Genomic DNA, 25,671 nt, shown 5'->3' on the forward strand with positions numbered 1-25,671 from the left:
CGGGGCGGGACGGGCGGTCAAGGGTGGCCGCAGGCCATCGCGCAGCGACGCGACCGAAGGGAGCGCCCTTGAGGGCCCGGCACGACACGGACAGATGATGGGACTGACGGGAAACCCCCAAGCCCACCCCGATACCGCCCAACCGAGCCCCCGCCCCCACCCCGCCCCGCTCACCCCACCCTCACCACCGGCGTGATCGTCGTTTCCGCGGGGCCCCGGGAGTCCGCCTCGCGTTGGCGTTCCGCGCTGTCGCTGATGCGGAGGAGCAGGGCGATCATGATCCAGTTGGCCAGGAGGGAGGAGCCGCCCTTCGCCAGGAACGGCAGCGCCTTGCCGGTCAGCGGAATCAAGCCCGTCACGCCGCCCGCCACCACGAAGACCTGGAGCGCCAGCGCCGCAGACAGGCCCACCGCCAGCAGTTTCCCGAAGGGGTCGCGGGCACCCAGCGCCATCCGTAGACCCCGCTGGACCAGGAGCGCGTACAGGAGCAGCACCGCCATGACCCCCGCCAGGCCGAGTTCCTCGCCCACCGTGGTCAGGATGAAGTCGCTGCGGCCCGCGAACCCGATCAGTTCCGGGTGGCCCATCCCCAGTCCCGTGCCCGACATACCGCCCGTGCCGAAACTGAACAGCGCCTGTGCCGACTGGTCCGAAACGACTCCCGGCGGCCGTTCCTTCCAGTAGTACGAGAGGGGTTCCAGCCAGGCCGCCACCCGTCCCTTAACGTGCGGCTCCGTCGAGCCGACGACGAAGGCGCCGACCGCCGCCATGAGCAGACCGGTCACGATCCAGCTGGTGCGTTCGGTGGCGACGTACAGCATCACCACGAACACGCCGAAGAAGATCAGTGACGTGCCCAGGTCGCGCTCGAAGACCAACACCAGCAGCGACATGATCCACACGGTGATGATGGGTCCGAGTTGCCGCATCGGGGGGAGCCGCACGCCCAGGAACTTCCGGCCCGTCAGGGCCAGCGAGTCACGGTGGATGACCAGGTAGCCCGCGAAGAAGATCGCGATCATGATCTTCACGAATTCGCCCGGCTGGAGCGAGAAGCCGAAGAGGATGATCCAGCGCTTCGCGCCGTACGTGTCCGCGCCGAAGAACGCCGGCGCGATCAGCAGCACCAGCGCGACGGCCATCGTGAGGTAGATGAACCGCTGAAGCAGCCGGTGGTCGCGCAACAGCGCCACGACCGCGAGGCAGGCGGCCACGCCGATGACGGTCCACAACAGTTGTCCCGGCGCGTTCGCGTCGCCGCCGAACCGTGCGATGTACGACTGGTCGAGCCGGTGCAGCAGCACCAGGCCCAGCCCGGACAGCAGCATGGCGAGCGGGAAGACCAGCGGATCCGCGTACGCCGCGAACCGGCGCACGCCCAGGTGTCCCACCAGTGCCAGCAGGGTCATGCTGATCGTGAAGCCGGTGAGGTTCGCGGGCAGCTCGCCGTTCATCGCCAGGCCGGCGCTCGCGTGCCCCAGGACGGTGATGGCGATGACGAAGACGAGGAGCAGCGCTTCGGTGCGACGCCGCGCGCCCGCCGTCGTGAGGGGCCTCAGCCCACGCACGGTATGCCGCCACCGTTGAGGGCGGGGGTGAGGGCAGGGGCGGCGGGGGTAGCCGGAGGCGCCCCTGGTGCGTCGCTCGGGCTCGGAGCGGCGGCGCCCGCGGAGGCGGAAGCGGAGGCGGAGCCCTTCGGTCCGTTCTGCTCGGCAATGAGGCGCTTTATCTTCATATCGTCTACGACGCTCATGTCCTCGCCAAGGTTCCTTCCGAACCGCTCGACGGGCGCGTCGTGCTCCCCGTCCGCGCCGGAGGGACTCGGCGAGGCCTTCTCGGCTCCGACCACCGGAGATGCGCACGCCCTCAAGCGTCTCGTACCGGACGGGTGGTGGCGGGGTCAGCCCCCGGGGCACTCGTGGCTGTCGCCGCCGCTGAAGCACTGGCCGTACGTGCCGCGGTAGGTCGAGGTGGGCGCAGGGGAGGGTGGCCGCTGGCTCCCGTGCCATTCGGCGAAGGCCAGGCCGGCGGTGCCCACGAGGAGCGCCGCGCACACCAGCGCCTGGACGCTCCCGGTGACCGGGGCGCGGCCTCGGAAGGCGAAGCCCGAGACCACCGCGGCGACGACCGCCATCGCCCCGGTTCCGGTGAGCAGCCAGACCAGAGCCGTGTGCCCCCGGTCGTCCCCGGTGCCGCTGGGGTCCCAGCTGGCCACGATCGCCACGTACAGGCCGACCCCCACGGCGACGACCTCCAGGCCGGTCGTCAGTACGGCCGTGGAGATGTCCGCGGCCCAGTGCGCTCCGGTGCGTTCGCGTCGCATCTGCGTCGTCATGGCGGCAGTGTCACCCGTGTGGCGCGGGCCGCACCTGAGTACGGGTACTCAGTCCCCGCACGGCCCGGCACGGCATCGGGCCGGGGCCCGGGCGGCCTGCGAGGTGCTGGAAGAGGGGGGCGGGACGCCCTGATTCGGACACCGCGTCGGAGGCGTGTTGGCACTCCGCTTGACCGAGTGCTAATCGCCGGAATAGTCTCGCACCTGGCACTCGCCCCCGGTGAGTGCCAACACAGCGACGGGCAGGTCCGGCACCCGCGACGACGGATCGACCTGGTCGCCACCTCAGACAGTTAACCCCGTGAGATCTCCGAAGGGGGAGGTCGGATCGTGACGACCGCCAGCTCCAAGGTTGCCATCAAGCCGCTTGAGGACCGCATCGTGGTCCAGCCGCTCGACGCCGAGCAGACCACGGCCTCCGGCCTGGTCATCCCGGACACCGCGAAGGAGAAGCCCCAGGAGGGCGTCGTCCTCGCTGTGGGCCCGGGCCGCTTCGAGGACGGCCAGCGTCTCCCGCTGGACGTCAGCGTCGGCGACATCGTGCTGTACAGCAAGTACGGCGGCACCGAAGTGAAGTACAGCGGCGAGGAGTACCTCGTCCTCTCGGCCCGCGACGTGCTCGCGATCATCGAGAAGTAACGAGAAGCAACTCGCTTTCGCTTCACCTGTATTGCTTTGAGCTGCGCCCCTGGTCACCCCGCTGATTGCCGGGCGGCAAGGGGCGCAGTTCGTTAAACCCAAGTTTCCGAGAGGGCTGAACCGCTCCCATGGCGAAGATCCTGAAGTTCGACGAGGACGCCCGTCGCGCCCTCGAGCGCGGCGTCAACAAGCTTGCCGACACGGTCAAGGTGACGATCGGCCCCAAGGGCCGCAACGTCGTCATCGACAAGAAGTTCGGCGCCCCCACCATCACCAACGACGGTGTCACCATCGCCCGTGAGGTCGAGCTGGACGACCCGTACGAGAACCTGGGCGCCCAGCTCGTGAAGGAGGTGGCGACCAAGACCAACGACATCGCGGGTGACGGCACCACCACCGCCACCGTGCTGGCCCAGGCGCTGGTCCGCGAGGGTCTGCGCAACGTCGCCGCCGGCGCCTCCCCGGCCGCCCTGAAGAAGGGCATCGACGCCGCGGTCAAGGCCGTGTCCGAGGAGCTCCTCGCGACCGCCCGCCCGATCGAGGACAAGTCCGACATCGCCGCCGTCGCCGCGCTCTCCGCGCAGGACCAGCAGGTCGGCGAGCTCATCGCCGAGGCGATGGACAAGGTCGGCAAGGACGGTGTCATCACCGTCGAGGAGTCCAACACCTTCGGCCTGGAGCTGGAGTTCACCGAGGGCATGGCCTTCGACAAGGGCTACCTCTCCCCGTACATGGTCACCGACCAGGAGCGTATGGAGGCCGTCCTCGACGACCCGTACATCCTGATCAACCAGGGCAAGATCTCCTCGATCCAGGACCTCCTGCCCCTGCTGGAGAAGGTCATCCAGGCCGGCGGCTCCCGCCCGCTGCTGATCATCGCCGAGGACGTCGAGGGCGAGGCGCTCTCCACCCTCGTCGTCAACAAGATCCGCGGCACCTTCAACGCGGTCGCCGTCAAGGCCCCGGGCTTCGGTGACCGTCGCAAGGCGATGCTCCAGGACATGGCCACCCTCACCGGTGCCACCGTCATCGCCGAAGAGGTCGGCCTCAAGCTCGACCAGGCCGGTCTGGACGTACTGGGCACCGCGCGCCGCGTGACCATCACCAAGGACGACACCACCGTCGTCGACGGTGGCGGCAGCCACGAGGACGTCGCCGGTCGCGTCAACCAGATCAAGGCCGAGATCGAGTCCACGGACTCGGACTGGGACCGCGAGAAGCTGCAGGAGCGCCTGGCGAAGCTCGCCGGTGGCGTCTGCGTCATCAAGGTCGGCGCCGCCACCGAGGTGGAGCTCAAGGAGAAGAAGCACCGCCTCGAGGACGCCATCTCGGCGACCCGCGCCGCGGTCGAGGAGGGCATCGTCTCCGGCGGTGGCTCCGCGCTCGTCCACGCCGTCAAGGTCCTGGAGGGCAACCTCGGCCTGACCGGCGACGAGGGCACCGGTGTCGCGGTCGTCCGCCGTGCCGCGGTCGAGCCGCTGCGCTGGATCGCCGAGAACGCCGGTCTTGAGGGCTACGTCATCACCTCGAAGGTCGCCGAGCTCGACAAGGGCCAGGGCTTCAACGCCGCCAGCGGCGAGTACGGCGACCTGGTCAAGGCCGGCGTCATCGACCCGGTCAAGGTCACCCGTTCCGCGCTGGAGAACGCCGCTTCCATCGCCTCCCTGCTGCTCACGACCGAGACCCTGGTCGTCGAGAAGCCGGCCGAGGACGAGGGCGACGCCGGTCACGGCCACGGTCACGGCCACAGCCACTGACGAGCTGAGCGCCGAGCCACTGAGTCGCTGAGTCGAGAAGGCCCCGGTCACCGCTGCCGAGCGGTGGTGACCGGGGCCTTTCCCGTGCCTGCTGCGCCGTTTCCGACTACATGGCGCCCAGTTCCTTCATCAGGCGTATGGCGTCGTAGTGCCACCAGGCTTCCGCGATCATTCCGTTTTCGCAGCGGATGACCGTGGTTCCGGTCATCGTGCAGGTCTTGCCGGTCGGGGCCATCCCCATGAACTCGCCCTTGTGCTTGCCGGTCCAGGTCCACAGCGTGGTCACGTAGTCGTCCTGCGCCATCTGGGCGTCCCGCGTGAAGGTGAAGTCGAAGCCCTTGCGCCACATCTGCATGTCCTCGCGGATGCCGTCGCGGCCGATCTTGTCCTCGGGGTTGCTGATGTCGTGGTCGTGGTAGTCCGCCGCGAAGATCTCATTGACGACGGACATGTCGCCCTTCATCGCGATCTCGTCGAACATTCGGTTCGCGAGCAGCGCGTTGAGGTGTTCGTCGCGGATGACGTCCAGGTTGGTGAACCGGGGCATCCCCTCGCACAGGGCCACCATCTCCTGGAACATCTTGTCCGTTTCCGGGAGGTGAGAGTTCTTCATGGCCTCTTCGTACGACGGGAATTCGACGAGGTCGACGAAGTGCGTTTCGGATTCCCGGTCCTTGCCCACGACGGAGTGGGACACCGTGCGCTTGCCCTTCGTCTTCGCCAGGTACCGGTCGAGGACCTCGTTGACGGCCTCCGGCCTACTGGTCTCGTAATCGACTATTTGTACGAATGTCATGGCGTCTCCCGGGCTGGATGGGATACGTCCAGTTTAGAGAGATTTCGCCCGTTCGGCCGGTTAGGGAACCGGCCTACCCGTCGGTCACATGAGGGCTACCCGGGTGGGTACTTGGGCTACTGCGGCCCGTACTTGCGGCCCGTGCGGGAGGACACTCCGCCCAGCAGCCCGCGCGGCGTCAGCTTCACCACGCCCATCAACGCCTTGTACCGCGGATCCGGGACGGAGACCGTCTTGCCGCGCGCGAGGTCGGCCAGGGCCGCGGCCACCAGTTTGTCGGCGTCCAGCCACATCCAGTTGGGGATGTTGTCCGTGCCCATGCCGGCCCGCTCGTGGAACTCCGTCCGTACGAATCCGGGGCACAGGGCCATCAGCCGCACGCCCGATCCGGTCAGGTCCTTCGCCGCACCCTGGGTGAACTGCACGACCCAGGCCTTGCTCGCGCCGTACGTACCGCGGGGCACGAAGGCCGCCACCGAGGCCACGTTGACCACGCCGCCGCGGCCACGCGAACGCATCGACCCGGTGGCCGCCGAGGTCAGCCGGAGCACGGCCTCGATGTGCACCTTCAGCATGGTCAGCTCATCGGCCATGGAGACTTCGAGGTAGCGGCCCTTGTTGCCGAATCCCGCATTGTTGATCAGCAGGTCCACCGGGTGCGTGCGGTCGTCGAGACGCCGCTCGACCGCCGCGATGCCCCCGTCGGTGGAGAGGTCGGCGGTGAGCACCTCGGCCTCGATGCCGTGCCGGTCGTGCAGCTCGGTGGCCTGCTCGCCGAGTCGCTCGGAGTTGCGGGCCACCAGCACGAGGTTGTGGCCCTGAGCGGCGAGCCGCCGGGCGAACGCGGCACCGATGCCCGCGGTGGATCCCGTAATCAACGCTGTCGTCATAGGCGCAACCTAGCCGCCCCCGGCGACAGCTCAAGGGGGGCCGGCCCGGCGGTACCCCTTCGTGACGGTTCTGCTCGTGCGCCGTCGCTTCCCGCTTCGGAACTGCTACTTCCGGTTACTTCCGCCGTCCCCGCCGGGCCGGTCCCCGTACTTCTCCACGTACGCGCGGACGGTCTCGTGACCCTGCGGCGCCATCGCCCCGCCCGCCGCCAACGTGCGCGGGAGCAGCGCGCGCTCGGTGGTGAAGGCGCGGAACCAGAGGTCCACCGTCACGTCGTGGTCCGGCCGGTGGATCACCTCGACGGCGTCGCCGGGGGAGACCCGCCCCTCCTGGATCACGCGCAGGTACGCGCCCGGCCGTGCGGCCCGCGTGAACCGCTTGACCCAGCCCTCCTCGCCCAGGGCGCCCTGGAAGGTCCGGCAGGGGATGCGGGCCGAGGCCACCTCCAGGACGAGGTCCGCACCGACCCGCCAGCGGTCGCCGAGCAGCGCGCCGCTCAGGTCCAGGCCGGAGGTGGTCAGGTTCTCGCCGAAGATGCCGGCGGGCAGTTCGCGCCCCAACTCGGCCTCCCACCAGTCCAGGTCCTCGCGCGCGTAGGCGTAGACGGCCTGGTGGTCCCCGCCGTGGTGGCGCAGGTCGCAGACGTCGTCGCCCTCGACGCCACTGGCTGCGGTCCCCTTGGGACCCGGGGCGAAGACGCGGACCGGGCCGGGTACGGGCCGCTTGCCTATCCCGGTGAGCCCGCCGGCCGCATCGGTGTATTCGACGACCGTCGCGCGGCCGGTGTTCACGGAGATCACATGCATGGGCACCATGGGGGACACGCTAACCCAGCGCCCTCAAAGGGTCACGAGGATATTCGCGCTGCCGTCAAAGCGGGGCTTATGCTCGAAGAATGATCGAGGCACGTCATCTCCGGGTGCTGCGCGCCGTGGCCGGTACCGGGTCCTTCTCCGCCGCCGCCCGCGAGCTCGGTTGCACCCAGCCCGCCGTCTCCCAGCAGATGAAGGCGCTGGAGCAGTCGGCCGGCACCCCGTTGCTCATCCGGGCCGGCCGCGAGATGCGGCTGACCCAGGCCGGTACGGCGCTGGTTCGGCACGCCGCCGGAATCCTCGCCGGGCTGACCGCCGCCGAGGAGGAGGTCGCGGCCATCGCCGGGCTGCGCGCGGGCCGGGTCCGGCTGGTGTCCTTTCCCAGCGGCAGCTCCACGCTGGTGCCGACCGCGCTCGCGGCGATGCGTGCGGCGCACCCCGGTACGCGGATCTCGTTGGTCGAGGCGGAGCCGCCCCGCTCGGTGGAGATGCTGCGCGAGGGCGACTGCGACCTGGCGCTGGCCTTCCGGTACGGCGGGGACGGCGGGGACGGCGGGACCGCAGGGGCGACCGGCGCCGCTGCGGCCGAACGGTCCGCTCCGGCGACCGCCGGCGCGGCGTCGGCCGCCACTGCCGAGTGGGACGACCTCGTGGTGCGGCCGCTGCTGACGGACCGGCTCGTCGGGCTGGTTCCCGAGGGGCACCGGCTGGCGGGGGCCGAGCAGGTGGGCATGGCCGACCTCGCCGACGAGCCCTGGATCGCGGGCTGTCCGCGCTGCCGCCGCCATCTGGTGGAGGTGTGCGAGGGCGTGGGATTCACCCCGCGCATCGACTTCGCGACCGACGACTACCCGGCGGTGGTCGGCCTGGTCGGGGCCGGTCTGGGCGTCGCGGTGCTGCCGGAGCTCGCGGTGGAGTCCGTACGGGCCAAGGGCGTGAGCATGGTGGCCGTGGAGCCGGCCGTGGAGCGCGAGATCGTGGCGCTGACCCTGCCCGACCTGGCCCGGGTGCCGGCCGTGGCGGCGACCCTGGCCGAACTGGAAAGGGCCGCCGCGCGCTGATCATTGGCCGTACGGCGGTACGGCCGTACGGCCAATCGTGTGGTCCGGTCCCCGTACCGGAAAGGGAAACGTTCCTTCGCTTATGGCGTCGTACGCCCGGCTCAGTGCGGACGGGTGGGGCTGATCGTGCTCGACGCGGGGATCAGGCGATGGCGGGCGCGGCCCATCAGTTCTTCGCGCTCGTCCTCGGTGAGGCCGCCCCACACCCCGTAGGGCTCGCGGACGGCCAGTGCGTGCGCGGCGCATTCCGAGCGCACCGGGCATCTCATGCAGACCTCTTTAGCCGAGGCCTCGCGCGCGCTCCTGGCCGCGCCCCGCTCGCCTTCCGGGTGGAAGAAGAGGGAGCTGTCGACCCCCCGGCAGGCCGCGAGCAGCTGCCAGTCCCAGAGGTCGGCGTTCGGTCCGGGGAGGCGGGAGAAATCTGCCATGGGTAGTCCTCTTGGTGCCGGTACTGAGACGGATACGGTCCAAGTCTCCACACCTACTGTCGGAGTAGATGTAAATATGACTCATTGGGAATCTAGCCTCAGACACGTGCCGAACGGAAGAAAAGCCGCCAAATAGGGCATAGCTCCAGATGGAGGACGCGCAGCGAGTGGCTCCGGCGTCGTGATCGCCTCCTCACGTAGAGTGCCGAAGGTGTCCGTCCGACCCGTAACTCTTTCGAGTGACCATCGTTGAGAGTGCGAAGGCGGTTGAACCAAGAAGTTCCCGGACAGGTGTCCGAGAGCATCGACCGCACAGGTGACGATACGTACCAGCCTGGAGGCTCAAGGTGACGCGCATCAGCAGCTGCGGAGGGCGGTCATGACTTCCGTCCTCGTCTGCGACGACTCCCCGCTTGCCCGAGAGGCGCTCCGTCGCGCGGTTGCCACCGTGCCCGGCGTCGAGCGTGTGACGACGGCAGCCAACGGCGAGGAAGTCCTCCGCCGCTGGGGTGCCGACCGCTCCGACCTGATTCTGATGGATGTACGGATGCCCGGGCTCGGCGGTGTGGAGACGGTGCGCCGGCTGCTCTCGGCTGATCCCGGCGCCCGCATCATCATGCTGACGGTCGCCGAGGACCTGGACGGCGTGGCCCTCGCGGTCGCCGCCGGCGCCCGGGGATACCTGCACAAGGACGCCTCGCGCGCCGAACTGCGGGCCACGGTCACCCAGGCCCTCGCCGACCCGACCTGGCGACTGGCCCCGCGCCGGCTCCGCTCGGCCGAGATGGGCGCCGCGCCCACGCTCACCGCGCGCGAGATCCAGGTCCTGGAGGGCATGAGTCACGGCCGGTCCAACGCGGAGATCGGGCGCGAGCTCTTCCTCTCCGAGGACACGGTCAAGACGCACGCCCGCCGGCTGTTCAAGAAACTGGGCGCCTCGGACCGGGCGCACGCCGTGGCGCTCGGGTTCCGTTGGGGCCTGGTCCGCTGACCGCGGATCACTGAGAGCGGTCCCGTCCGCCACGGCGGGCGGGGCGGCACGCCAGGTGTCCGCCCGTCCCGCCCGCCCCATCCGTCCCGCAGATCCCGACAGTTCCCGTCCCGCCGTACTCGGTGCGCACCCGAGGATTGGCGGGGCACAATCCGGGGGACGTGTCGCTTCGCGCGCGATGCCGCATGCTTGAGGTGTGGCGCATTTTCTGGGATGGGGCCTCAGGAGTATCCGGTCGAGCGGGAGGGGAGGGCGCAGTGATGAGCTCAGGCGCACCCGCTCATAACGCTTCGACGCACAACACGGGCCGTGGTGCCGCGAATGCTCCGGCGCCAAGGCACCATGGATCGATGCGCGACGACGAGGCCCCGGGGTCACCCGCGGCCACAGGACCCACCGGCGCCGCCAAGGGCGGCAGCGCCGGGGGTGTCAGCGCGCTCGTGCGGCGCGCGGTCGAGGGTGACGAGCAGGCCACGCACGACCTGCTCGCCTTCGTGCACCCGCTGGCCATCCGCTACTGCCGCACCCGGCTCTCGCGGCTGCCGGGTGATGCCCGTCATTTCGTGGAGGACCTGGCGCAGGAGGTGTGCGTCGCCGTCCTGATGGCGCTGCCGCGCTACCGGGACACCGGCCGCCCCTTCGAGGCCTTCGTCTTCGCCATCGCCGCGCACAAGGTCGCCGACCTGCAGCGGGCCGCCATGCGGCACCCGGGCAGCACGGCCGTGCCCTCCGACGAGATGCCCGAACGGCCGGACGACTCGCTGGGTCCGGAGGAGCGTGCGCTGCTCAGCAGTGACGCCGCGTGGGCCAAGAAGCTGCTGGCCAACCTTCCGGAGAACCAGCGCGAGCTGCTCGTGCTGCGGGTGGCGGTCGGGCTGACGGCGGAGGAGACCGGGCAGATGCTCGGGATGTCCCCGGGTGCGGTGCGGGTGGCCCAGCACCGGGCGCTCAGCCGGCTGCGGGCGCTCGCGGAACAGTGAGCCCTGCGGCCAAACTCGTAGCAAGCTACGAAAATGATGGTCGATCTTGATCGTGGAATGAGACGCCGTGCGATCCCGTTAGCATGGACATCCGCGCCGAGCAAGACCATTTGGGAAGGTGTCATGACTGCCGACGGAGTACCCGACAAATTCGCCGCGCTCGGACTGACGTACGACGACGTGCTGCTGCTGCCGGGCGCGTCGAACATGGCGCCGGACGAGATCGACACTTCCTCCCTCATCTCCCGGAACGTGCGCGTGAACGTTCCGCTGCTGTCCGCCGCCATGGACAAGGTCACCGAGGCCCGCATGGCCATCGCGATGGCCCGCCAGGGCGGCGTCGGCGTACTGCACCGCAACCTGTCGATCGCCGACCAGGCCAACCAGGTCGACCTGGTCAAGCGCTCCGAGTCCGGCATGGTCACCGACCCGATCACGGTGCACCCCGACGCGACGCTGCGCGAGGCCGACGAGCTCTGCGCGAAGTTCCGCATCTCCGGCGTCCCCGTCACCGACTCCGCGGGCAAGCTGCTCGGCATCGTCACCAACCGCGACATGGCCTTCGAGTCGGACCGCAGCCGCCAGGTGCGCGAGGTCATGACCCCGATGCCGCTGGTCACGGGCAAGGTCGGCATCTCCGGCGTGGACGCCATGGAGCTGCTGCGCCGCCACAAGATCGAAAAGCTTCCGCTGGTCGATGACGCGGGCACCCTCAAGGGCCTCATCACGGTCAAGGACTTCGTCAAGGCCGAGCAGTACCCGAACGCCGCCAAGGACAAGGAAGGCCGCCTGCTGGTCGGTGCCGCGGTCGGCGTCGCCGGTGACGCGTACGACCGCGCCCAGGCGCTGATCGAGGCGGGCGCCGACTTCATCGTCGTCGACACCGCCCACGGCCACTCCCGCCTGGTCGGCGACATGGTCGCCAAGATCAAGTCGAACTCCTCCGTCGACGTCATCGGCGGCAACGTGGCCACCCGCGACGGCGCCCAGGCGCTGATCGACGCCGGCTGCGACGGCATCAAGGTCGGTGTCGGCCCCGGCTCCATCTGCACCACCCGCGTCGTCGCCGGCATCGGCGTCCCGCAGGTCACGGCCATCTACGAGGCCTCCCTCGCCGCCAAGGCCGCGGGCGTCCCCGTCATCGGCGACGGCGGCCTGCAGTACTCCGGCGACATCGCCAAGGCCCTGGTCGCTGGCGCCGACACGGTGATGCTCGGTTCGCTGCTCGCCGGTTGCGAGGAGTCCCCGGGCGAGCTGCTCTTCATCAACGGCAAGCAGTTCAAGTCGTACCGCGGCATGGGCTCGCTCGGCGCCATGCAGTCCCGCGGCGACCAGCGCTCCTTCTCCAAGGACCGCTACTTCCAGGAGGGCGTGGGCGGCGACGACAAGCTCATCCCCGAGGGCATCGAGGGGCAGGTCCCGTACCGCGGTCCGCTCTCCGCGGTCGTCCACCAGCTCGTCGGCGGACTGCGCCAGTCGATGTTCTACGTCGGTGGCCGCACGGTGCCGGAGCTGCAGGACCGCGGCCGGTTCGTCCGGATCACCTCGGCGGGCCTCAAGGAGAGCCACCCGCACGACATCCAGATGACGGTCGAGGCGCCGAACTACTCCCGCAAGGGCTAGGGGCCGACAGGGCCCAGCTGGGCGGGGTCCAGGCGACGAACGGGTAGGGGCGGGTCCGGACACGGGCCCGCCCCCTCGTCGTTTCCCGGAGCCCGCCCCGGACCCTCCAGTACCGTTTGGGTGGCCCGGGGCCCGGGCCACCGGGTCGCGAACGCGGGCGGGCCGGAGAACGGCGTCCGTACGGCGGTCACCGGAACGCGGGCCGCCGGGGTTCGGGGATACTGGACGGGCAGACCCAGAGGAAAGGCCACCACACGTGACTGAGATCGAGATCGGGCGCGGCAAGCGCGGCCGCAGGGCGTACGCGTTCGACGACATCGCCATCGTCCCGAGCCGGCGTACGCGGGACCCGAAGGAGGTCTCGATCGCCTGGCAGATCGACGCCTACCGCTTCGAGCTCCCGTTCCTGGCCGCTCCCATGGACTCGGTCGTCTCCCCGCAGACCGCCATCCGCATCGGCGAGCTCGGCGGCCTCGGCGTGCTGAACCTCGAAGGCCTGTGGACCCGCTACGAGGACCCGCAGCCGCTGCTCGACGAGATCGCGGAGCTGGACGAGGAGTCCGCCACCCGTCGTCTCCAGGAGATCTACTCCGCGCCGATCCAGGCGGACCTGATCCGCCGGCGCATCAAGGAGGTGCGCGACGCGGGCGTCGTCACCGCCGCCGCGCTCTCCCCGCAGCGCACCGCCGAGTTCTCCAAGGCCGTCGTGGACGCCGGGGTCGACATCTTCGTCATCCGCGGCACCACCGTCTCCGCCGAGCACGTCTCCGGCGCGGCCGAGCCGCTCAACCTCAAGCAGTTCATCTACGAGCTGGACGTCCCGGTCATCGTCGGCGGCTGCGCCACGTACACCGCGGCCCTGCACCTCATGCGCACCGGCGCCGCGGGCGTCCTGGTCGGTTTCGGCGGCGGCGCCGCGCACACCACGCGCAACGTGCTCGGCATCCAGGTCCCGATGGCCACCGCCGTCGCGGACGTGGCCGCGGCCCGCCGCGACTACATGGACGAGTCCGGTGGCCGTTACGTGCACGTCATCGCCGACGGCGGCGTGGGCTGGTCCGGCGACCTGCCGAAGGCCATCGCCTGCGGTGCGGACGCCGTGATGATGGGCTCCCCGCTGGCCCGCGCCACCGACGCGCCCGGCAAGGGCAACCACTGGGGCATGGAGGCCGTCCACGAGGACGTGCCGCGCGGCAAGAAGGTCGACCTGGGCACGGTCGGCACCACCGAGGAGATCCTCACCGGCCCGTCGCACAGCCCGGACGGCTCGATGAACCTCTTCGGCGCGCTGCGCCGTTCGATGGCCACCACCGGCTACAGCGAGCTCAAGGAGTTCCAGCGGGTCGAGGTCACGGTCGCCGATTCCCAGCACCGCCGCTGATCCGTACGCCCCGCAGGGCCGGTACCCCGAAAGGGGTGCCGGCCCTGCGGCGTTCCGTCCTTCGGCCCTTCGGCCGGTCAGTTCTTGCCCTTGGTCCGGCGGTCCATGCAGATGCCCCACGGGATCAGGAAGACGCCCGCGAAGAGCAGCCACTTGAGCAGGTGCTGCGCGTCGTCCTGGGGGATGTGGTCGTGGCGGTCGCCCAGGGCGAGGGCGACCACCAACGTCGACCCGCCGATGAGCAGCCCGGGGACACCGAGCACCCAGAGCAGGGCGGTGAACCACGTCTGCCTCGGCTTGGGGGCAGCCGCCTCCGGCATGCGGGGCTGCGGGATCCGGGCCGGGTCCCGGGGCGGCATGCGGATCACCGAAGCGGGCGGAACGGCAGCGTCCAGCGGGGCGAGCTGCTCGGCGGTGATCCCGTACAGGGTCGGCTCGACGGTCACGGTGAAGCCGTCGTTGCCCACGAGGTGGCGGGCGCCGTCGGGGTAGACCTGCATCAGGGAGCACTCGGCGTAGCGGACGGTGATCTGATTGCGCGGCGAGACGCGGCTGATGCCGTCCTTGGCCACGAGCAGGGCGACCTCCCCGTTCTCCAGCGCGGAGTAGCGCCGTCCGCTGACGGTCTCGGGGGAGTCGGTGGGGGCGGCCGTGATCCCCGCCCAGTCCACGCCCCGGCCGGGTACCTGCATCAGGGCGTCCGCCCACACCTCGCGGGCGATCCGGTGGAGATCGGCGACGGTGACGGCCTCGATCTCGGCCTTCGCCTCGGTGACAGTGAGGTTGGGGTGGCGCAGCAGCAGGTTCACGGCATGCCCGGGGAGCATGCAGGCGGCGAGCTCCGGCGCGTCGAACTGGGCCAGCGCGGAGGCCCGTACGGCGTCCAGGTCGGCCTGTTCGATCCGGCCGGCCCGCAGTTTCGCGAAGACGTCGACGAAGGCGCCGACCAGGGCGTCCTGCTTCTCCGGGAGCACGTCGGCGTACGCGGTGACGGTCGCGGAGTCGGCGTCGCGCGGGCAGTAGTCGGCGGTCGCGGTGTAGGAGTAGCCGCCCTTCTGGCGCAGCTCGCGGAACAACTCCTTGCCCAGGATTTCGGTGAACAGGACCGCGGCGGTGGAGCGGGGCAGGACGGAGGTGAGGACGACACCGCCCTCGTCGCCCTGGAAGTACGCGGGTGTGGTGGGCAGTGCGGAGGTGGCCTGCGGGGCGGGGTGCCACGCCCCGGCCGGGAGCGTGAGGTCGAGGCCGTCGGGGATGCCGTCGCCGGCGATCCACAGGACGGCGTTCTCGGCAGTGAACCGGGTCTGCGCCCAGTCGCGGACGTGGTCCGCGGTGAGGTGGTGCAGGCCCGCTTCGCCGTAGCTGGTGAGGCCGTAGGAGCGGGAGCCGTAGCGCCACAGGGCCGGGGCGTGGCCCGGGCCGCGGCTCTTGCCGGCTGCCTCGGTGCGCAGGATCTCCTTCTCCGTCTCCAGCCGGTCGATCGGGAGGTCGCGCAGCGCGGCGCACACGCCGTTCAGGTACTCGACCACGTCGGCCGCGGTGCCCGTGACGTGGAAGTGGGTGTGCGTGGCGGAGGTTGCCCCGTTGTAGTGCAGGTCGCCGAGGCCGTGTCGGTACAGGGCGAGGTGCTCGACCAGGTGGGTGATGCCGCTGGTGGGGAGGGTTTCGTCAGCGCGTCCGACGCGGAAGAGCAGGCCGGCGGTGACGGGGCCGGAGCGCGGTGCCAGGACGGTGCGGATGCCGCCCACGGTGGTGGTGGTGATGCCGTCGGCGTCCGCGAAGGTGTCGGCGTCGGCGAAGGTGTCGGCGTCGGTCGTGCATGCGGTGGTGTCCTTGTGCATGGTGCCTCTCAGCCCTTCGCCAGGGCGGTCTTGCGGTGGCGGGCGAACTCGGCCACGTGGTCGTAACTGCCGACGTAGCCCCACGGAAACTCGCTGGCGCGGTCGCCGAGGGCGCGGAAGTGCGGGGCCGCCTCGGCGTGCCGGCCCGCTGCGCAGTGCGCGGCGGCGAAGGCGCTGTGGGCGCCGACGAGCTGGTACGCCGCGGCCCGGGCCGAGGGATGCAGGACCGAGTGCGTGGCGGAGTCGAGCAGGGCCCGGTGGGTGTCCGCTCTTCGCAGATACGTTTCTGCGGCCCGGGTGTTCTCGTCGTCCCGAAGGTGCAGGTACTGCTCCATCTGCGCGATGGCGACCAGGGCGCCGTTCGGACTCCCGGGCGGCGCGGCCTTCGCGCACTCCTCGGCGAAGCCGTGCGCGGACTCCCATGTGCCGCCCCACTTGGGGCAGATCTGCTGGAGCAGCTGCTGCTGGCCGCAGTAGTGGTGCGGATGGTGTTCGGCGAGCCGTTCGTAGCGGCGCCGGGTCTCGCCCAGGCCGAGTTGGAGGCCGCGCGAGGTGATGATGCGCAGGTACCAGGCGAGCGCGTACTGCGGGTGCTCGGCACAGACGTCGATGAGCAGCACCTCCGCACGCCGCAGATGGGCGTGGAAGTCGTTGAACTGCTGCTGCGTCACGTGCTGGGCGCGGTACCCCGTACGGATCTTCCAGCCGACCTGGATCAGCCGGTCCGCGAGCAGGGACCGGGCCAGCGGGCCGCGGGGGTCGAGGTCGGCGGCCTCCCGCAGGAACGCATCGCAGTCGGGCGTCTCGGAGACGACCCGGCAGGCGAGGGCGCGGTCGTCCTCGTCGGGGTGCGCGTCGAACGCAGCGGACACGGCGCCCCAGTCGCGGCGGCGGACGGCGTCGCGCAGGGCGCCGAGGGCGGGAGTGTGATCGGCGGGCTCGAAGACGGGCCGGCCGAACGGAGGGTGAGCGGACACGCGCGGATCATATGGCCCTCGGGCCGGCCGCCGACCGGCATTTTCTCGACCGCGCCTGTTCAGCTCCGTGCGGTCAGGTGCCGGCGCCTTCCTTGCCGAACCGGCTCGGCGGGTACGAAATGGCCGGGGTCGCGGGGACTTCGGGCGTGGTCAGAGCCGGTGGGCCGCGCCCGCCGGGCTCGCGCCGCGGGTGTCGAGCAACAACTGGGCCTTGACCGCCAGACCTTGGAGGTCGTACGTGCGGTGGTGCTGGAGCAGGATCGTCAGATCGGCGTTAGCGGCGGCCTCGTACAACGATTCGGCACGGGGGACGGGCTGGTCCCTGACGCGCCATCCGGCGATGTACGGGTCGTGGTAGCTGATCAGGGCGCCGAGGTCGAGGAGACGACTGGCGATCTCGCGGGCCGGGGAGCCCTCCTGATCACCCAGGTCGGGCTTGTAGGTGACCCCGAGCAGGAGGACCCGGGCCCCGCGGGCCGATTTCCCGTGTTCGTTCAGCAGGGTGGCGGAGCGTTGGATGACGTACTGGGGCATCCGGTCGTTGATCTCCTGCGCCAGACCGACCATGCGCAGCGGGTGGCCCGGGGTGCGCGTGGTGTGGGGGAGGTAGTTGGGGTCGAGGGGGACGCTGTGGCCGCCGACTCCCGGGCCGGGCCGGAAGGCCTGGAACCCGTACGGCTTGGTCTCGGCGCAGCGGATGACGTCCCACAGGTCGACGCCGAGGTCGTGGCAGAGCACCGCCATCTCGTTCATGAGGGCGATGTTGACGTGCCGGTAGTTGGTCTCCAGGAGCTGCACGGTCTCGGCCTCGCGCAGACCACGCGCCCGGACCACCTTCTCGGTCAGACGGGCATAGAAGGCGTGCGCGGACTCGGTGCAGGCGGGGGTGAGGCCGCCGATCACCTTGGGGGTGTTGGCGATGCCGTGGGTCCTGTTGCCCGGGTCGAGGCGGCTGGGGGAGTAGGCCAGGTGGAAGTCCCGTCCGGCACGCAGTCCGGAGCCGGCTTCGAGGACGGGGCGCAGGTAGTCCTCGGTGACCCCCGGATGGGCGGCGGATTCGAGGATGACGGTGGTGTGCGGGCGCAGCCGGGCGGCGAGGACGCGGCCCGCCTCGCCGACGGCCGAGAGGTCGAGCGCGCGGTCGGCGCCGAGCTGGGTGGGGGCACAGATGACGGCGGTGCGGACCCTGCCCAGCTCGGCGGAGTTGGTCGTGACCCGGAAACCGGCGGCCGACATGCGGCGGACCTCGGCTGCGGTGAGGGTGGAGTCCGTGGCCGGACCGCTGTCGTAGCCGACCGTCTCGATTCCGGCGGCGACGGCCGCCTGGGCCAGCGGGAGGCCGAGGTGGCCGAGCCCGATGACGGCCAGATCTGCGGGCATGGGTGCTGTCCCTTCCCAGGCATGCACGAGGGGGCTGGGTGCGCAAGCCCTGTGGACCGCACGGGTCCGGTAGGAGCTGGCGCAGTGTCAGACTAGGCGTATATATGACCGAAGTGTCGTATTACGGGGTGTTGGTCGCTGTTGTGTTGTCCGCAGGCGGTGGCTGATGTCGGCGCGGCGGGTCAGAATCGTGAGCGGGGGATGTGAGCGGGATCACTCTCACCCAGCGGGGATCACCCGCACCGACGGGAGGCAGCCGTGAGGACAGCGACACTGGGGCCGGTACAGCGCGCGGAGGCGCTCGCCCGGATGGCCGAGCGGGAACTGGACGTGCTGGTGGTGGGTGCGGGCGTGGTCGGCGCGGGCACGGCGCTCGACGCCGTGACCAGGGGCCTCGCGACGGGGCTGGTGGAGGCGAGGGACTGGGCCTCCGGCACCTCCAGCCGGTCGAGCAAGCTGATCCACGGCGGCCTGCGGTACCTGGAGATGCTCGACTTCGCCCTCGTACGGGAGGCCCTGAAGGAGCGCGGGCTACTGCTGGAGCGGCTGGCCCCGCACCTGGTGAAGCCGGTGCCGTTCCTGTACCCGTTGCGGGGCAAGGGCTGGGAGCGCTTCTACGCCGGATCGGGGGTCGCGCTGTACGACGCGATGTCGGTGTCCAGCGGGCACGGGCGGGGGCTGCCGGTGCACCGGCACCTGTCGCGCAAGCGCGCGCTGCGGGTGGCACCGGCGCTGCGCAAGGACGCGCTGGTGGGGGCCCTGCAGTACTACGACGCCCAGATGGACGACGCGCGGTACGTGGCGACGCTGGTCCGGACGGCCGCGGCGTACGGGGCGCAGTGCGCCAACCGGGCGAGGGTGGTGGGCTTCCTGCGCGAGGGCGAGCGGGTCGTCGGCGCGCGGGTGCGGGACGTGGAGGGGGGCGGGGAGTACGAGGTACGCGCCCGCCAGGTGGTGAACGCGACGGGGGTGTGGACGGACGACACGCAGGCGCTGATCGGGGAGCGGGGCCAGTTCCACGTCCGGGCGTCGAAGGGGATCCACCTGGTCGTCCCGAAGGACCGGATCCATTCGAGCACCGGGCTGATCCTGCGGACCGAGAAGTCGGTGCTGTTCGTCATCCCCTGGGGGCGGCACTGGATCGTGGGGACCACGGACACGGACTGGGACCTGGACAAGGCGCACCCGGCGGCGTCCAGCGCGGACATCGACTACCTGCTCCAGCGCGTGAACTCGGTGCTGGCGGTGCCGCTGACGCGCGACGACGTCCAGGGGGTGTACGCGGGTCTGCGACCGCTGCTGGCCGGGGAGTCGGACGCGACGAGCAAGCTCTCGCGCGAGCACACGGTGGCCCACCCGGTGCCGGGGCTGGTGGTCGTGGCGGGCGGCAAGTACACGACGTACCGGGTCATGGCGAAGGACGCGGTGGACGAGGCGGTGCACGGCCTGGACCAGCGGGTCGCGGAATGCGTGACGGAGGACGTGCCGCTGGTGGGGGCCGAGGGGTACCGGGCGCTGTGGAACGGGCGGGCGCGGATCGCGGCCCGGACGGGCCTTCATGTCGTACGGGTGGAACACCTGTTGAACCGGTACGGCTCGATGACGGACGAACTGCTGGACCTGATCGCGGTCGACCCGTCGCTGGGTGCGCCGGTGACGGGTGCGGACGACTACCTCCGGGCAGAGGTGGTGTACGCGGCCTCGCACGAGGGGGCGAGGCACTTGGACGACGTGTTGACGCGGCGGACGCGGATCTCGATCGAGACGTTCGACCGGGGGACGCGATCGGCAAGGGAGTGTGCGGAGCTGATGGCTCCGGTCCTGGGGTGGGACAAGCAGCAGATCGAGAAGGAAGTGGAACACTACGAGAAGCGGGTACAGGCGGAACGGGAATCGCAGCGCCAGCCAGACGACCAGACGGCGGACGCGGCGCGGCTGGGGGCACCCGACATCGTTCCGTTGTAACTCCGGGATGCGGAGGGGGGAACCGCGGACCCGGGGCGCCCGTCCGTTGCGGAGTGAGGAACAATGAGGGTTCTGCCGGGGCGGGTTACCGCGCGGGTTCTTCCGGGGCCAGCCGCCGGGGATCCCGGAGGCTGCCGGGGCAGCCGGAGCAGGCGGCACGATCGCAGAGGGGACGCATGTCGAAGCCGGAGCACACCGAGTCGCCCGAGTCGCCTGCGGCGAAGCAGGACCGGGCGAAGCCTGTGTCGGCGGAGCCGGAGTCGCCCGCGGTGCCGCCCGAAGCGGAGCCCGCCGGCGCGGCGACGCCGGACGGTGCGAAGCCTGCCACCTCGCCTGCGGCGAAGCCGGATCTGGCCAAGCCCGCCAGGGCGGCGAAGCCTGCCACCTCGCCTGCGGCGAAGCCGGACGGTGCGAAGTCTGCGGCGAAACCCGATCTGGCCAAGCCTGCCGGTGCGGCGAAGCCTGTCACTCCGCCTGCGGCGAAGCCGGACTTGGGCAAGCCTGCGGATGCGGCGGGGTCCGCCGGGGTGGCGAAGTCTGCGGCCGGGGTCGGTAGCGGCGCGCCCGAGGACGCGAAGCCCGTGGTGGCGGTCGAGCCGGAGGATGCGCCGGCGAAGCCGGATCCGGGTAAGCCCGGGGCGACGAAGCCCACTGGCGCGGCGGCGAATTCCGTCGTGGAGAAGGCCGATGCCGTTGCCGCCGCCGTCAAGGCCGCTGCCGCCAAGGCTGCGGAGAGCGGGCAGGACGAGGGGCGGTTGCTCGCCCGTCGGTACCGGCTGCGCGACGTGCTCGGCAAGGGCGGCATGGGTACCGTCTGGCGCGCCGAGGACGAGACCCTCGGCCGCACCGTCGCCGTCAAGGAGCTCCGCTTCAGCACCGGCGTCGACGAGGACGAGAAGCGCCGCCTCATCACCCGTACGCTGCGCGAGGCCAAGGCCATTGCCCGCATCCGCAGTGGGGGCGCGGTCACCGTCTTCGACGTCGTGGACGAGGACGGGCGGCCCTGGATCGTCATGGAGCTCATCGAGGGCCCCTCGCTCGCCGAGTTCATACGTGAACAGGGTCCGCTGACTCCCCACCGCGCCGCCGAGGTCGGGCTCGCCGTGCTCGACGTCCTCCGTGCCGCGCACGGCCAGGGCATCCTGCACCGGGACGTGAAGCCGTCCAACGTGCTCATCGCAGGCAACGGCCGCGTCGTGCTCACCGACTTCGGCATCGCGCAGGTCGAGGGCGACCCCTCCGTCACCTCCACCGGCATGCTCGTCGGAGCCCCGTCGTACATCTCCCCCGAGCGGGCCCGCGGCCAGAAGCCCGGTCCCCCGGCCGACATGTGGTCGCTCGGCGGCCTGCTCTACGCCGCCGTCGAAGGCGTGCCCCCGTACGACAAGGGGTCCGCGCTCGCCACCCTCACCGCCGTGATGACCGAGCCGGTGGAGCCGCCGAAGAACGCGGGTCCGCTGACCGAGGTCATCTACGGTCTGCTGGCCAAGGACCCGGCCCGCCGCCTCGACGACGAACGCGCGCGGGCGATGCTCACCGCAGTCATCAACGCGCCGGAGCCGAAGCCCGCCCCGGTGCTCTCCCCCGCGGTGGAGGAAACCCGGCAGATCTCGCTGGCGGACGCCAAGGAAGCCGCGACGAAGGCCGCCGCCGAGAAGGCGGCCGAAAAGGCGGAGAAGAAGGAACGCGAGCGGATCGAGCGCGAACAGCGCGAGCGGGCCCGGGCGGCGCTGAAGGCGACCCGCAAGGCCGCGGCGGCGGCAGCGGCGACGCAGGCCGCCTCGGCGGCCGAGTCCCCGGCCTCCCGCAAGCCCGCGCCGGTCGCGGCGCCACTCACCGACGTCATGTCCCGCCGCACCATCGCGTTCGCGATCGCGGGCGTGGTCGTCGCGCTGGCCGCGATCGGTTCACTGATCGCCTACGCCTTCAGCGGTGACGACCAGTCCGGCAAGAAGGACCAGGGCAAGGGCGGCCCGGGCACGACGGTTTCCGGTACGCCGACCCCGAGCCCGTCCGCCAAGACGGGCGATGCCAACGCCACCGCGGGCAAGAGCGGCAGCGAAGCCGGCAACGGGAGCACCCCGGCGGGCCAGGGGCAGACGCCGGGCGGGCAGCAGGCCCAGGGGCAGACGCAGGGGCAGACACAGGGGCAGACACAGGGCCAGGGCGCCGCTCCGGGCGGTGCGGCGGCCGGACTCCCCAACGGCTACGCGAAGGTGACGGACCTGGGGTTCCACTTCTCCATGGCGATGCCCTCGGACTTCAAGCAGACGGCCATAGCGGGTGAGAACTCCGGCGCGATATACAGCCGCGACGGCGGCTTCCCGCGCATCCAGGTCGACTACACCTCCCACCCCGGCGAGGACGCCCGCGCCGCGTGGGCCGAGGCGGTAGCGGGGGTGGCGGGCTCCAGCACCAACTACCGGACGATCCGGATCGACCCGACGGAGTACAACGGCTACCCGACCGTCGCCGACTGGGAGTTCGAGCGGGAGCAGAAGGGCATCAAGGTCAGGGTCCTCAACCGCGGTTTCAAGGTGGACGCGAAGCGCGGCTACGCCATCATGATCAGCTGCCCCGCGGACCAGTGGGACGGCCCGGAGTGCACACAGCTGCGCAACACGGCGTTCCAGACCTTCCAGCCGCTGGGCTGACGAGCCTTCTCAGGCCCGGGACGCGGGCGCCCTGCGCGTCGTATCGTGTCAGCGGGGACCACGGAGACGGCCCCGGCACTCGGGGGAGGCGAAGTGGAGGACTACGCGGGCCGGATCCTGGCGGACCGCTACCGTCTGCCGCTACCGCCGTCGGACGAGTACGAGCTGATCGAGACGCGTGCCTTTGACACGCGCAGCGGGCAGGAAGTCCTGGTGCGGCAGGTGCCGTTACCGGAGGTCGTGGACGCCGAGCTCCTGGACGGGGACGGGCACGGGACGCTACCCCCGCCGACCACCGGTCGGCGTCCGGCCGGGGAACCGCCCGCGGTGCGCAGGGCCATTGCGGCGGCACAGGCGGCCGCGTCCGTACCGGACCACCCGCGGCTGGACCAGGTCTTCGACGTGTTCGCCGAGGGCGGGTCCCTTTGGATAGTGAGCGAGTTGGTGCCGGCCCGTCCGCTGGCCGCGCTCATCGCCGACGAACCGCTGAGCCCCTACCGGGCGGCGGAGGTCGCGTCGGACGTGCTGACCGCGTTGCGGGTGCTGCACGCGCACGGCTGGACGCACCGCAACATCACGGTCCGGACCGTGTTGGTATGCGACGACGGGCGGGTCGTGCTCACGGGGCTGGCAGCGGGCGCCGCCGAGGACGCCCTGTGCGGGTACGACCCGGTTCCGTCCGACTCCGGTGCCGGCACCGGCACCGGCGCCCCGGGCGGTGGGCCCGGCTGGGGCACGCCGCCGAGGGGACCGGACTCCGGCACGGCGCCTTCCGTACGCGGGTTGCCGGACGAAGCTCCGGCTGCCGGGCCGGACCCCGACGAGCGCCGCGCCGATCCCGGGTCGGGCGGCTACGCACCGCTCGTGGCACCCGGGTACGACACCGGCCCGCGGTACACCGACCACATCACTCCCGCGACCGCGACCGCAGCCGCGACCGGCACCGCAGCGGAGCGGCCCGATCCCAAGGCAGCGGCGCGGGCCGGGGCCATCGCCGCCTACCGGGCGGGCGCGCAGGCCGCCGCCGCGCGGGTGACCGAGCAGCGCAAGGGCGGGGCCGCACCCGCACCGGAGCCGAGACCGCAGGGGTCGAACCTCCCGCAGGGGTATTCGTTCCCGTACGGCGGTCCGGACGCCGGCACGGGTACCGCCACGCCCTGGCACGGGACCGCTCCGCGCCGCCAAGCCGCCCTTCCTGCGGGCACCCCGACTGGGCCCGGGCCTGGGTCGGAGCCCATTGCCGGGCCGGACTCCGGGCCCCGGCCCGGGTCGGGGTCGGAGTCCCAGTCCGGGGCCGAGCCCGGGTCCCGACCTGAGCCCGGGGCCGGGGATGCCGGTGCCCATGCCGGTGCTGGTGGCGCTGCCGATGCCGGGTTCCGGTCCGGGGGCGGCTCCGGTGCCGGTGCCGAGTCTGCGCCGGGAGCCCGGTTCGATTCCGAGTCCGGTGCCGGTTACGGATTTCCGGCCGAGTCCGGGTCCCGGCCCGCGCCGGGCACGCGGACCGAAGGGGCCGGGGCCCGGGCAGAGTCCGGGGTGGCCGAGTTCGGGTTTCGGGCGGAGCCGGTGGTGCGGTCCGAGGCGGGACCGGTTCGGCCTGCGCTGCCCGCCCCGCTCGCCCTTCCCCAGGGCTACCGTCAGGCCGAGGCCCCGGACCCGACCTCGTACCTTCGCCCGGGTCAGCCCGGCCAGCCGACGGCCCAGCTCCGCCCCGACGGGCCGGAGCGGACCGGCGGGCCGGGCGGGGCCGGTCCTCTCGGCGCGGGCCTGTCGGGTGTGCCCGGGCAGCAGGCGTCTGCGAACCCGTCCTGGTCCGCGGGCTGGGCCGGCGGCGGCCCCCGGAGCGGGTTGGACGCCGAGCGGGCGCGGCAGACGCGGATGGCCGTCGTAGGGGCCGTCACCGAGCGGTGGTCCCCCGAGCAAGCCGGTCCCGTGACGGGACCCTGGCAGCTCGCGGCGCCCGTCGGGCCCGCCACCGACCTCTGGGCGCTCGGTGCACTCCTGTACCGCGCCGTGCAGGGGCACGCCCCGTACCCCGAGGACAGCGTCACCGAGCTCGTCGAGATGGTCTGCGCCGAGGCGCCGGCCTTCGCCGAGGAGTGCGGTCCGCTGAGGCCCGTCGTAGAGTCGCTGCTGCGCCAGGACCCCACCGAGCGGCCCGACTTCGAGGAGCTGCGCGGTTGGCTGCGCTCGCTCGTGCGGTCCGCCCCCGAGCCGGATACCGGCGTCGGCATCGGTATCGGCATCGGCGTCCTGCCGGCGTTGGAGCCGGATCCCGCGCGGCTGCCCGTCGTACGCCGGCGCGGTGAGCTGCACGGCCGGCACCGCAATCCCGCGGCGTCCCGTAAACCGCGTTCGCTCGGACGGACCCTGCTGGTGGGCGTCCTCGCCCTGCTCGCGGGGGCGGTGGCGTACGCGATGCTCTTCATGCCCCGGTCCGTCGACCCGCAGGACACCGCCGCCAAGTCCCCGGTGCAGCAGTCACCGAAGCCGACGCCGACACCGACGCCGAACCAGCAGCAGTCGGGGTCCGGCGGCCGGACACCCACCGGTACGCCCGTGTCGGAGCCGGCGCCCCAGACGGCGGCCCCGGCTCCGCCCGGCTACACGACCCAGCAGGACCCGGAGCACTTCGAGATCGCGGTTCCCAACGGCTGGGTGCGGCGCGGCATGAACGAGGCCGGGCAGGTCCGCTACAGCGACGGGGAGTACGTCCTGATCGTGGTTCCCGGGCGGGACAAGGTCGATGGCAATCCGGACCCGGCGACGTACCAGAAGGACAAGGAGCCGGAGTTGGCCCCGTACCGGTCCTCCACCTGGGCCAGCGGTGGTGATGTGAAGTCCACCAAGGTCGGCCAGCAATTGCGGGTCACGGGCCGGTACACCTGGATCGACGGCAACGGCCGCAGTGTCGTCGCGCGCAACTTCGTCGTGGCGCTCGGCGGCAGCTATCACGTGGTCATGGTGACCGGTCCGCAGGACGGGGAGGGCAAGGTCACCGAAGTCTTCGAGAAGGCCACGGGGAGTTATAAATCGGGCGGATGAGGCAGACTGACGGTGGCTCAGTACGGCGATTGCGTCACAGTGCAGCCGGAACCGCGCCTTCACGGTTCCAGCAGCCCCGAGGGCTCCGTAATCTGGCCCGAAGTGCACAGAGTGGCGG

Annotated in this window: 19 protein-coding genes; 10 read left to right on the forward strand and 9 right to left on the reverse strand. The window is 71.4% G+C overall.

Annotated features, from left to right (window positions below; genetic code table 11):
* Nucleotides 1–170: 170 nt before the first annotated feature.
* Nucleotides 171–1,568, reverse strand: coding sequence for an FtsW/RodA/SpoVE family cell cycle protein (locus ABZZ20_RS03090; protein ID WP_356866164.1), 1,398 nt, complete (start codon nucleotides 1,566–1,568; stop codon nucleotides 171–173).
* Between the two features lie 332 nt (nucleotides 1,569–1,900).
* Nucleotides 1,901–2,335 (reverse strand): DUF6234 family protein, encoded by a 435-nt coding sequence (locus ABZZ20_RS03095; protein ID WP_356866166.1) that lies wholly within the window; start codon nucleotides 2,333–2,335, stop codon nucleotides 1,901–1,903.
* A 330-nt stretch (nucleotides 2,336–2,665) separates the two neighbouring features.
* Here ABZZ20_RS03095 and groES point away from each other — a divergent pair, with 330 nt between their 5' ends.
* Both groES and groL read left to right on the forward strand, forming a co-directional pair.
* Nucleotides 2,666–2,974, forward strand: coding sequence for a co-chaperone GroES (groES, locus tag ABZZ20_RS03100; protein WP_179174625.1), 309 nt, complete (start codon nucleotides 2,666–2,668; stop codon nucleotides 2,972–2,974).
* A 128-nt stretch (nucleotides 2,975–3,102) separates the two neighbouring features.
* Nucleotides 3,103–4,731: a chaperonin GroEL gene (gene groL / locus ABZZ20_RS03105; RefSeq protein ID WP_356866168.1), complete on the forward strand. Its 1,629-nt coding sequence runs from the start codon at nucleotides 3,103–3,105 to the stop codon at nucleotides 4,729–4,731.
* A 106-nt stretch (nucleotides 4,732–4,837) separates the two neighbouring features.
* On the opposite strand, the gene ABZZ20_RS03110 is transcribed toward groL, so the two are convergent.
* The 3 genes from ABZZ20_RS03110 to ABZZ20_RS03120 all read right to left on the reverse strand — a co-directional run bounded on the left by ABZZ20_RS03110 (nucleotide 4,838) and on the right by ABZZ20_RS03120 (nucleotide 7,224).
* The gene (locus ABZZ20_RS03110) at nucleotides 4,838–5,527 is read right to left on the reverse strand and encodes an ester cyclase (RefSeq protein ID WP_356866170.1); all 690 of its coding nucleotides are present in this window, start codon (nucleotides 5,525–5,527) and stop codon (nucleotides 4,838–4,840) included.
* Between the two features lie 116 nt (nucleotides 5,528–5,643).
* Nucleotides 5,644–6,417 carry an SDR family oxidoreductase gene (locus ABZZ20_RS03115; RefSeq protein ID WP_356866172.1) on the reverse strand — a complete coding sequence of 258 codons (774 nt, stop codon included), beginning with the start codon at nucleotides 6,415–6,417 and terminating at the stop codon, nucleotides 5,644–5,646.
* Between the two features lie 105 nt (nucleotides 6,418–6,522).
* Nucleotides 6,523–7,224, reverse strand: coding sequence for an MOSC domain-containing protein (locus ABZZ20_RS03120; RefSeq protein ID WP_356867166.1), 702 nt, complete (start codon nucleotides 7,222–7,224; stop codon nucleotides 6,523–6,525).
* Between the two features lie 89 nt (nucleotides 7,225–7,313).
* Here ABZZ20_RS03120 and ABZZ20_RS03125 point away from each other — a divergent pair, with 89 nt between their 5' ends.
* Nucleotides 7,314–8,291, forward strand: a complete 978-nt coding sequence (locus ABZZ20_RS03125) for a LysR family transcriptional regulator (protein ID WP_356866174.1) — start codon at nucleotides 7,314–7,316, stop codon at nucleotides 8,289–8,291.
* Nucleotides 8,292–8,392: 101 nt separating this feature from the next.
* Here ABZZ20_RS03125 and ABZZ20_RS03130 read toward each other — a convergent pair whose 3' ends face one another.
* Complete coding sequence (locus ABZZ20_RS03130) at nucleotides 8,393–8,719, reverse strand: WhiB family transcriptional regulator (protein WP_356866176.1); 327 nt, start codon at nucleotides 8,717–8,719, stop codon at nucleotides 8,393–8,395.
* A 379-nt stretch (nucleotides 8,720–9,098) separates the two neighbouring features.
* Here ABZZ20_RS03130 and ABZZ20_RS03135 point away from each other — a divergent pair, with 379 nt between their 5' ends.
* The 4 genes from ABZZ20_RS03135 to ABZZ20_RS03150 all read left to right on the forward strand — a co-directional run bounded on the left by ABZZ20_RS03135 (nucleotide 9,099) and on the right by ABZZ20_RS03150 (nucleotide 13,694).
* Nucleotides 9,099–9,710, forward strand: coding sequence for a response regulator transcription factor (locus ABZZ20_RS03135; protein WP_003948568.1), 612 nt, complete (start codon nucleotides 9,099–9,101; stop codon nucleotides 9,708–9,710).
* Between the two features lie 350 nt (nucleotides 9,711–10,060).
* Entirely contained in the window at nucleotides 10,061–10,690 is a 630-nt protein-coding gene (locus ABZZ20_RS03140; protein WP_356866178.1) for a sigma-70 family RNA polymerase sigma factor, read from the forward strand.
* Between the two features lie 123 nt (nucleotides 10,691–10,813).
* On the forward strand, nucleotides 10,814–12,313 hold the full coding sequence (gene guaB, locus ABZZ20_RS03145; RefSeq protein WP_356866180.1) for an IMP dehydrogenase: 1,500 nt from the start codon (nucleotides 10,814–10,816) through the stop codon (nucleotides 12,311–12,313).
* A 256-nt stretch (nucleotides 12,314–12,569) separates the two neighbouring features.
* Nucleotides 12,570–13,694 carry a GuaB3 family IMP dehydrogenase-related protein gene (locus ABZZ20_RS03150; protein WP_356866182.1) on the forward strand — a complete coding sequence of 375 codons (1,125 nt, stop codon included), beginning with the start codon at nucleotides 12,570–12,572 and terminating at the stop codon, nucleotides 13,692–13,694.
* Nucleotides 13,695–13,771: 77 nt separating this feature from the next.
* Here the strand turns inward: ABZZ20_RS03150 and ABZZ20_RS03155 are convergent, their stop codons facing one another.
* The 3 genes from ABZZ20_RS03155 to ABZZ20_RS03165 all read right to left on the reverse strand — a co-directional run bounded on the left by ABZZ20_RS03155 (nucleotide 13,772) and on the right by ABZZ20_RS03165 (nucleotide 17,892).
* Complete coding sequence (locus ABZZ20_RS03155) at nucleotides 13,772–15,535, reverse strand: insulinase family protein (protein WP_356866184.1); 1,764 nt, start codon at nucleotides 15,533–15,535, stop codon at nucleotides 13,772–13,774.
* Between the two features lie 8 nt (nucleotides 15,536–15,543).
* Nucleotides 15,544–16,512, reverse strand: coding sequence for a hypothetical protein (locus ABZZ20_RS03160; RefSeq protein ID WP_356866186.1), 969 nt, complete (start codon nucleotides 16,510–16,512; stop codon nucleotides 15,544–15,546).
* Between the two features lie 150 nt (nucleotides 16,513–16,662).
* Nucleotides 16,663–17,892 carry a nucleotide sugar dehydrogenase gene (locus tag ABZZ20_RS03165; protein ID WP_356866188.1) on the reverse strand — a complete coding sequence of 410 codons (1,230 nt, stop codon included), beginning with the start codon at nucleotides 17,890–17,892 and terminating at the stop codon, nucleotides 16,663–16,665.
* Between the two features lie 258 nt (nucleotides 17,893–18,150).
* On the opposite strand from ABZZ20_RS03165, the gene ABZZ20_RS03170 reads away from it, so the two are divergent.
* The 3 genes from ABZZ20_RS03170 (at nucleotide 18,151) to ABZZ20_RS03180 (ending at nucleotide 25,553) form a co-directional block, all read left to right on the forward strand.
* Complete coding sequence (locus ABZZ20_RS03170; protein ID WP_356866190.1) at nucleotides 18,151–19,857, forward strand: glycerol-3-phosphate dehydrogenase/oxidase; 1,707 nt, start codon at nucleotides 18,151–18,153, stop codon at nucleotides 19,855–19,857.
* A 176-nt stretch (nucleotides 19,858–20,033) separates the two neighbouring features.
* Entirely contained in the window at nucleotides 20,034–22,511 is a 2,478-nt protein-coding gene (locus ABZZ20_RS03175; RefSeq protein WP_356866192.1) for a protein kinase, read from the forward strand.
* Between the two features lie 93 nt (nucleotides 22,512–22,604).
* Nucleotides 22,605–25,553 carry a serine/threonine protein kinase gene (locus tag ABZZ20_RS03180; RefSeq protein WP_356866194.1) on the forward strand — a complete coding sequence of 983 codons (2,949 nt, stop codon included), beginning with the start codon at nucleotides 22,605–22,607 and terminating at the stop codon, nucleotides 25,551–25,553.
* Nucleotides 25,554–25,671 lie beyond the last annotated feature (118 nt).

It is taken from the genome of Streptomyces sp. NPDC006430, from assembly GCF_040612395.1.
In the GTDB taxonomy this organism is placed as follows: domain Bacteria; phylum Actinomycetota; class Actinomycetes; order Streptomycetales; family Streptomycetaceae; genus Streptomyces.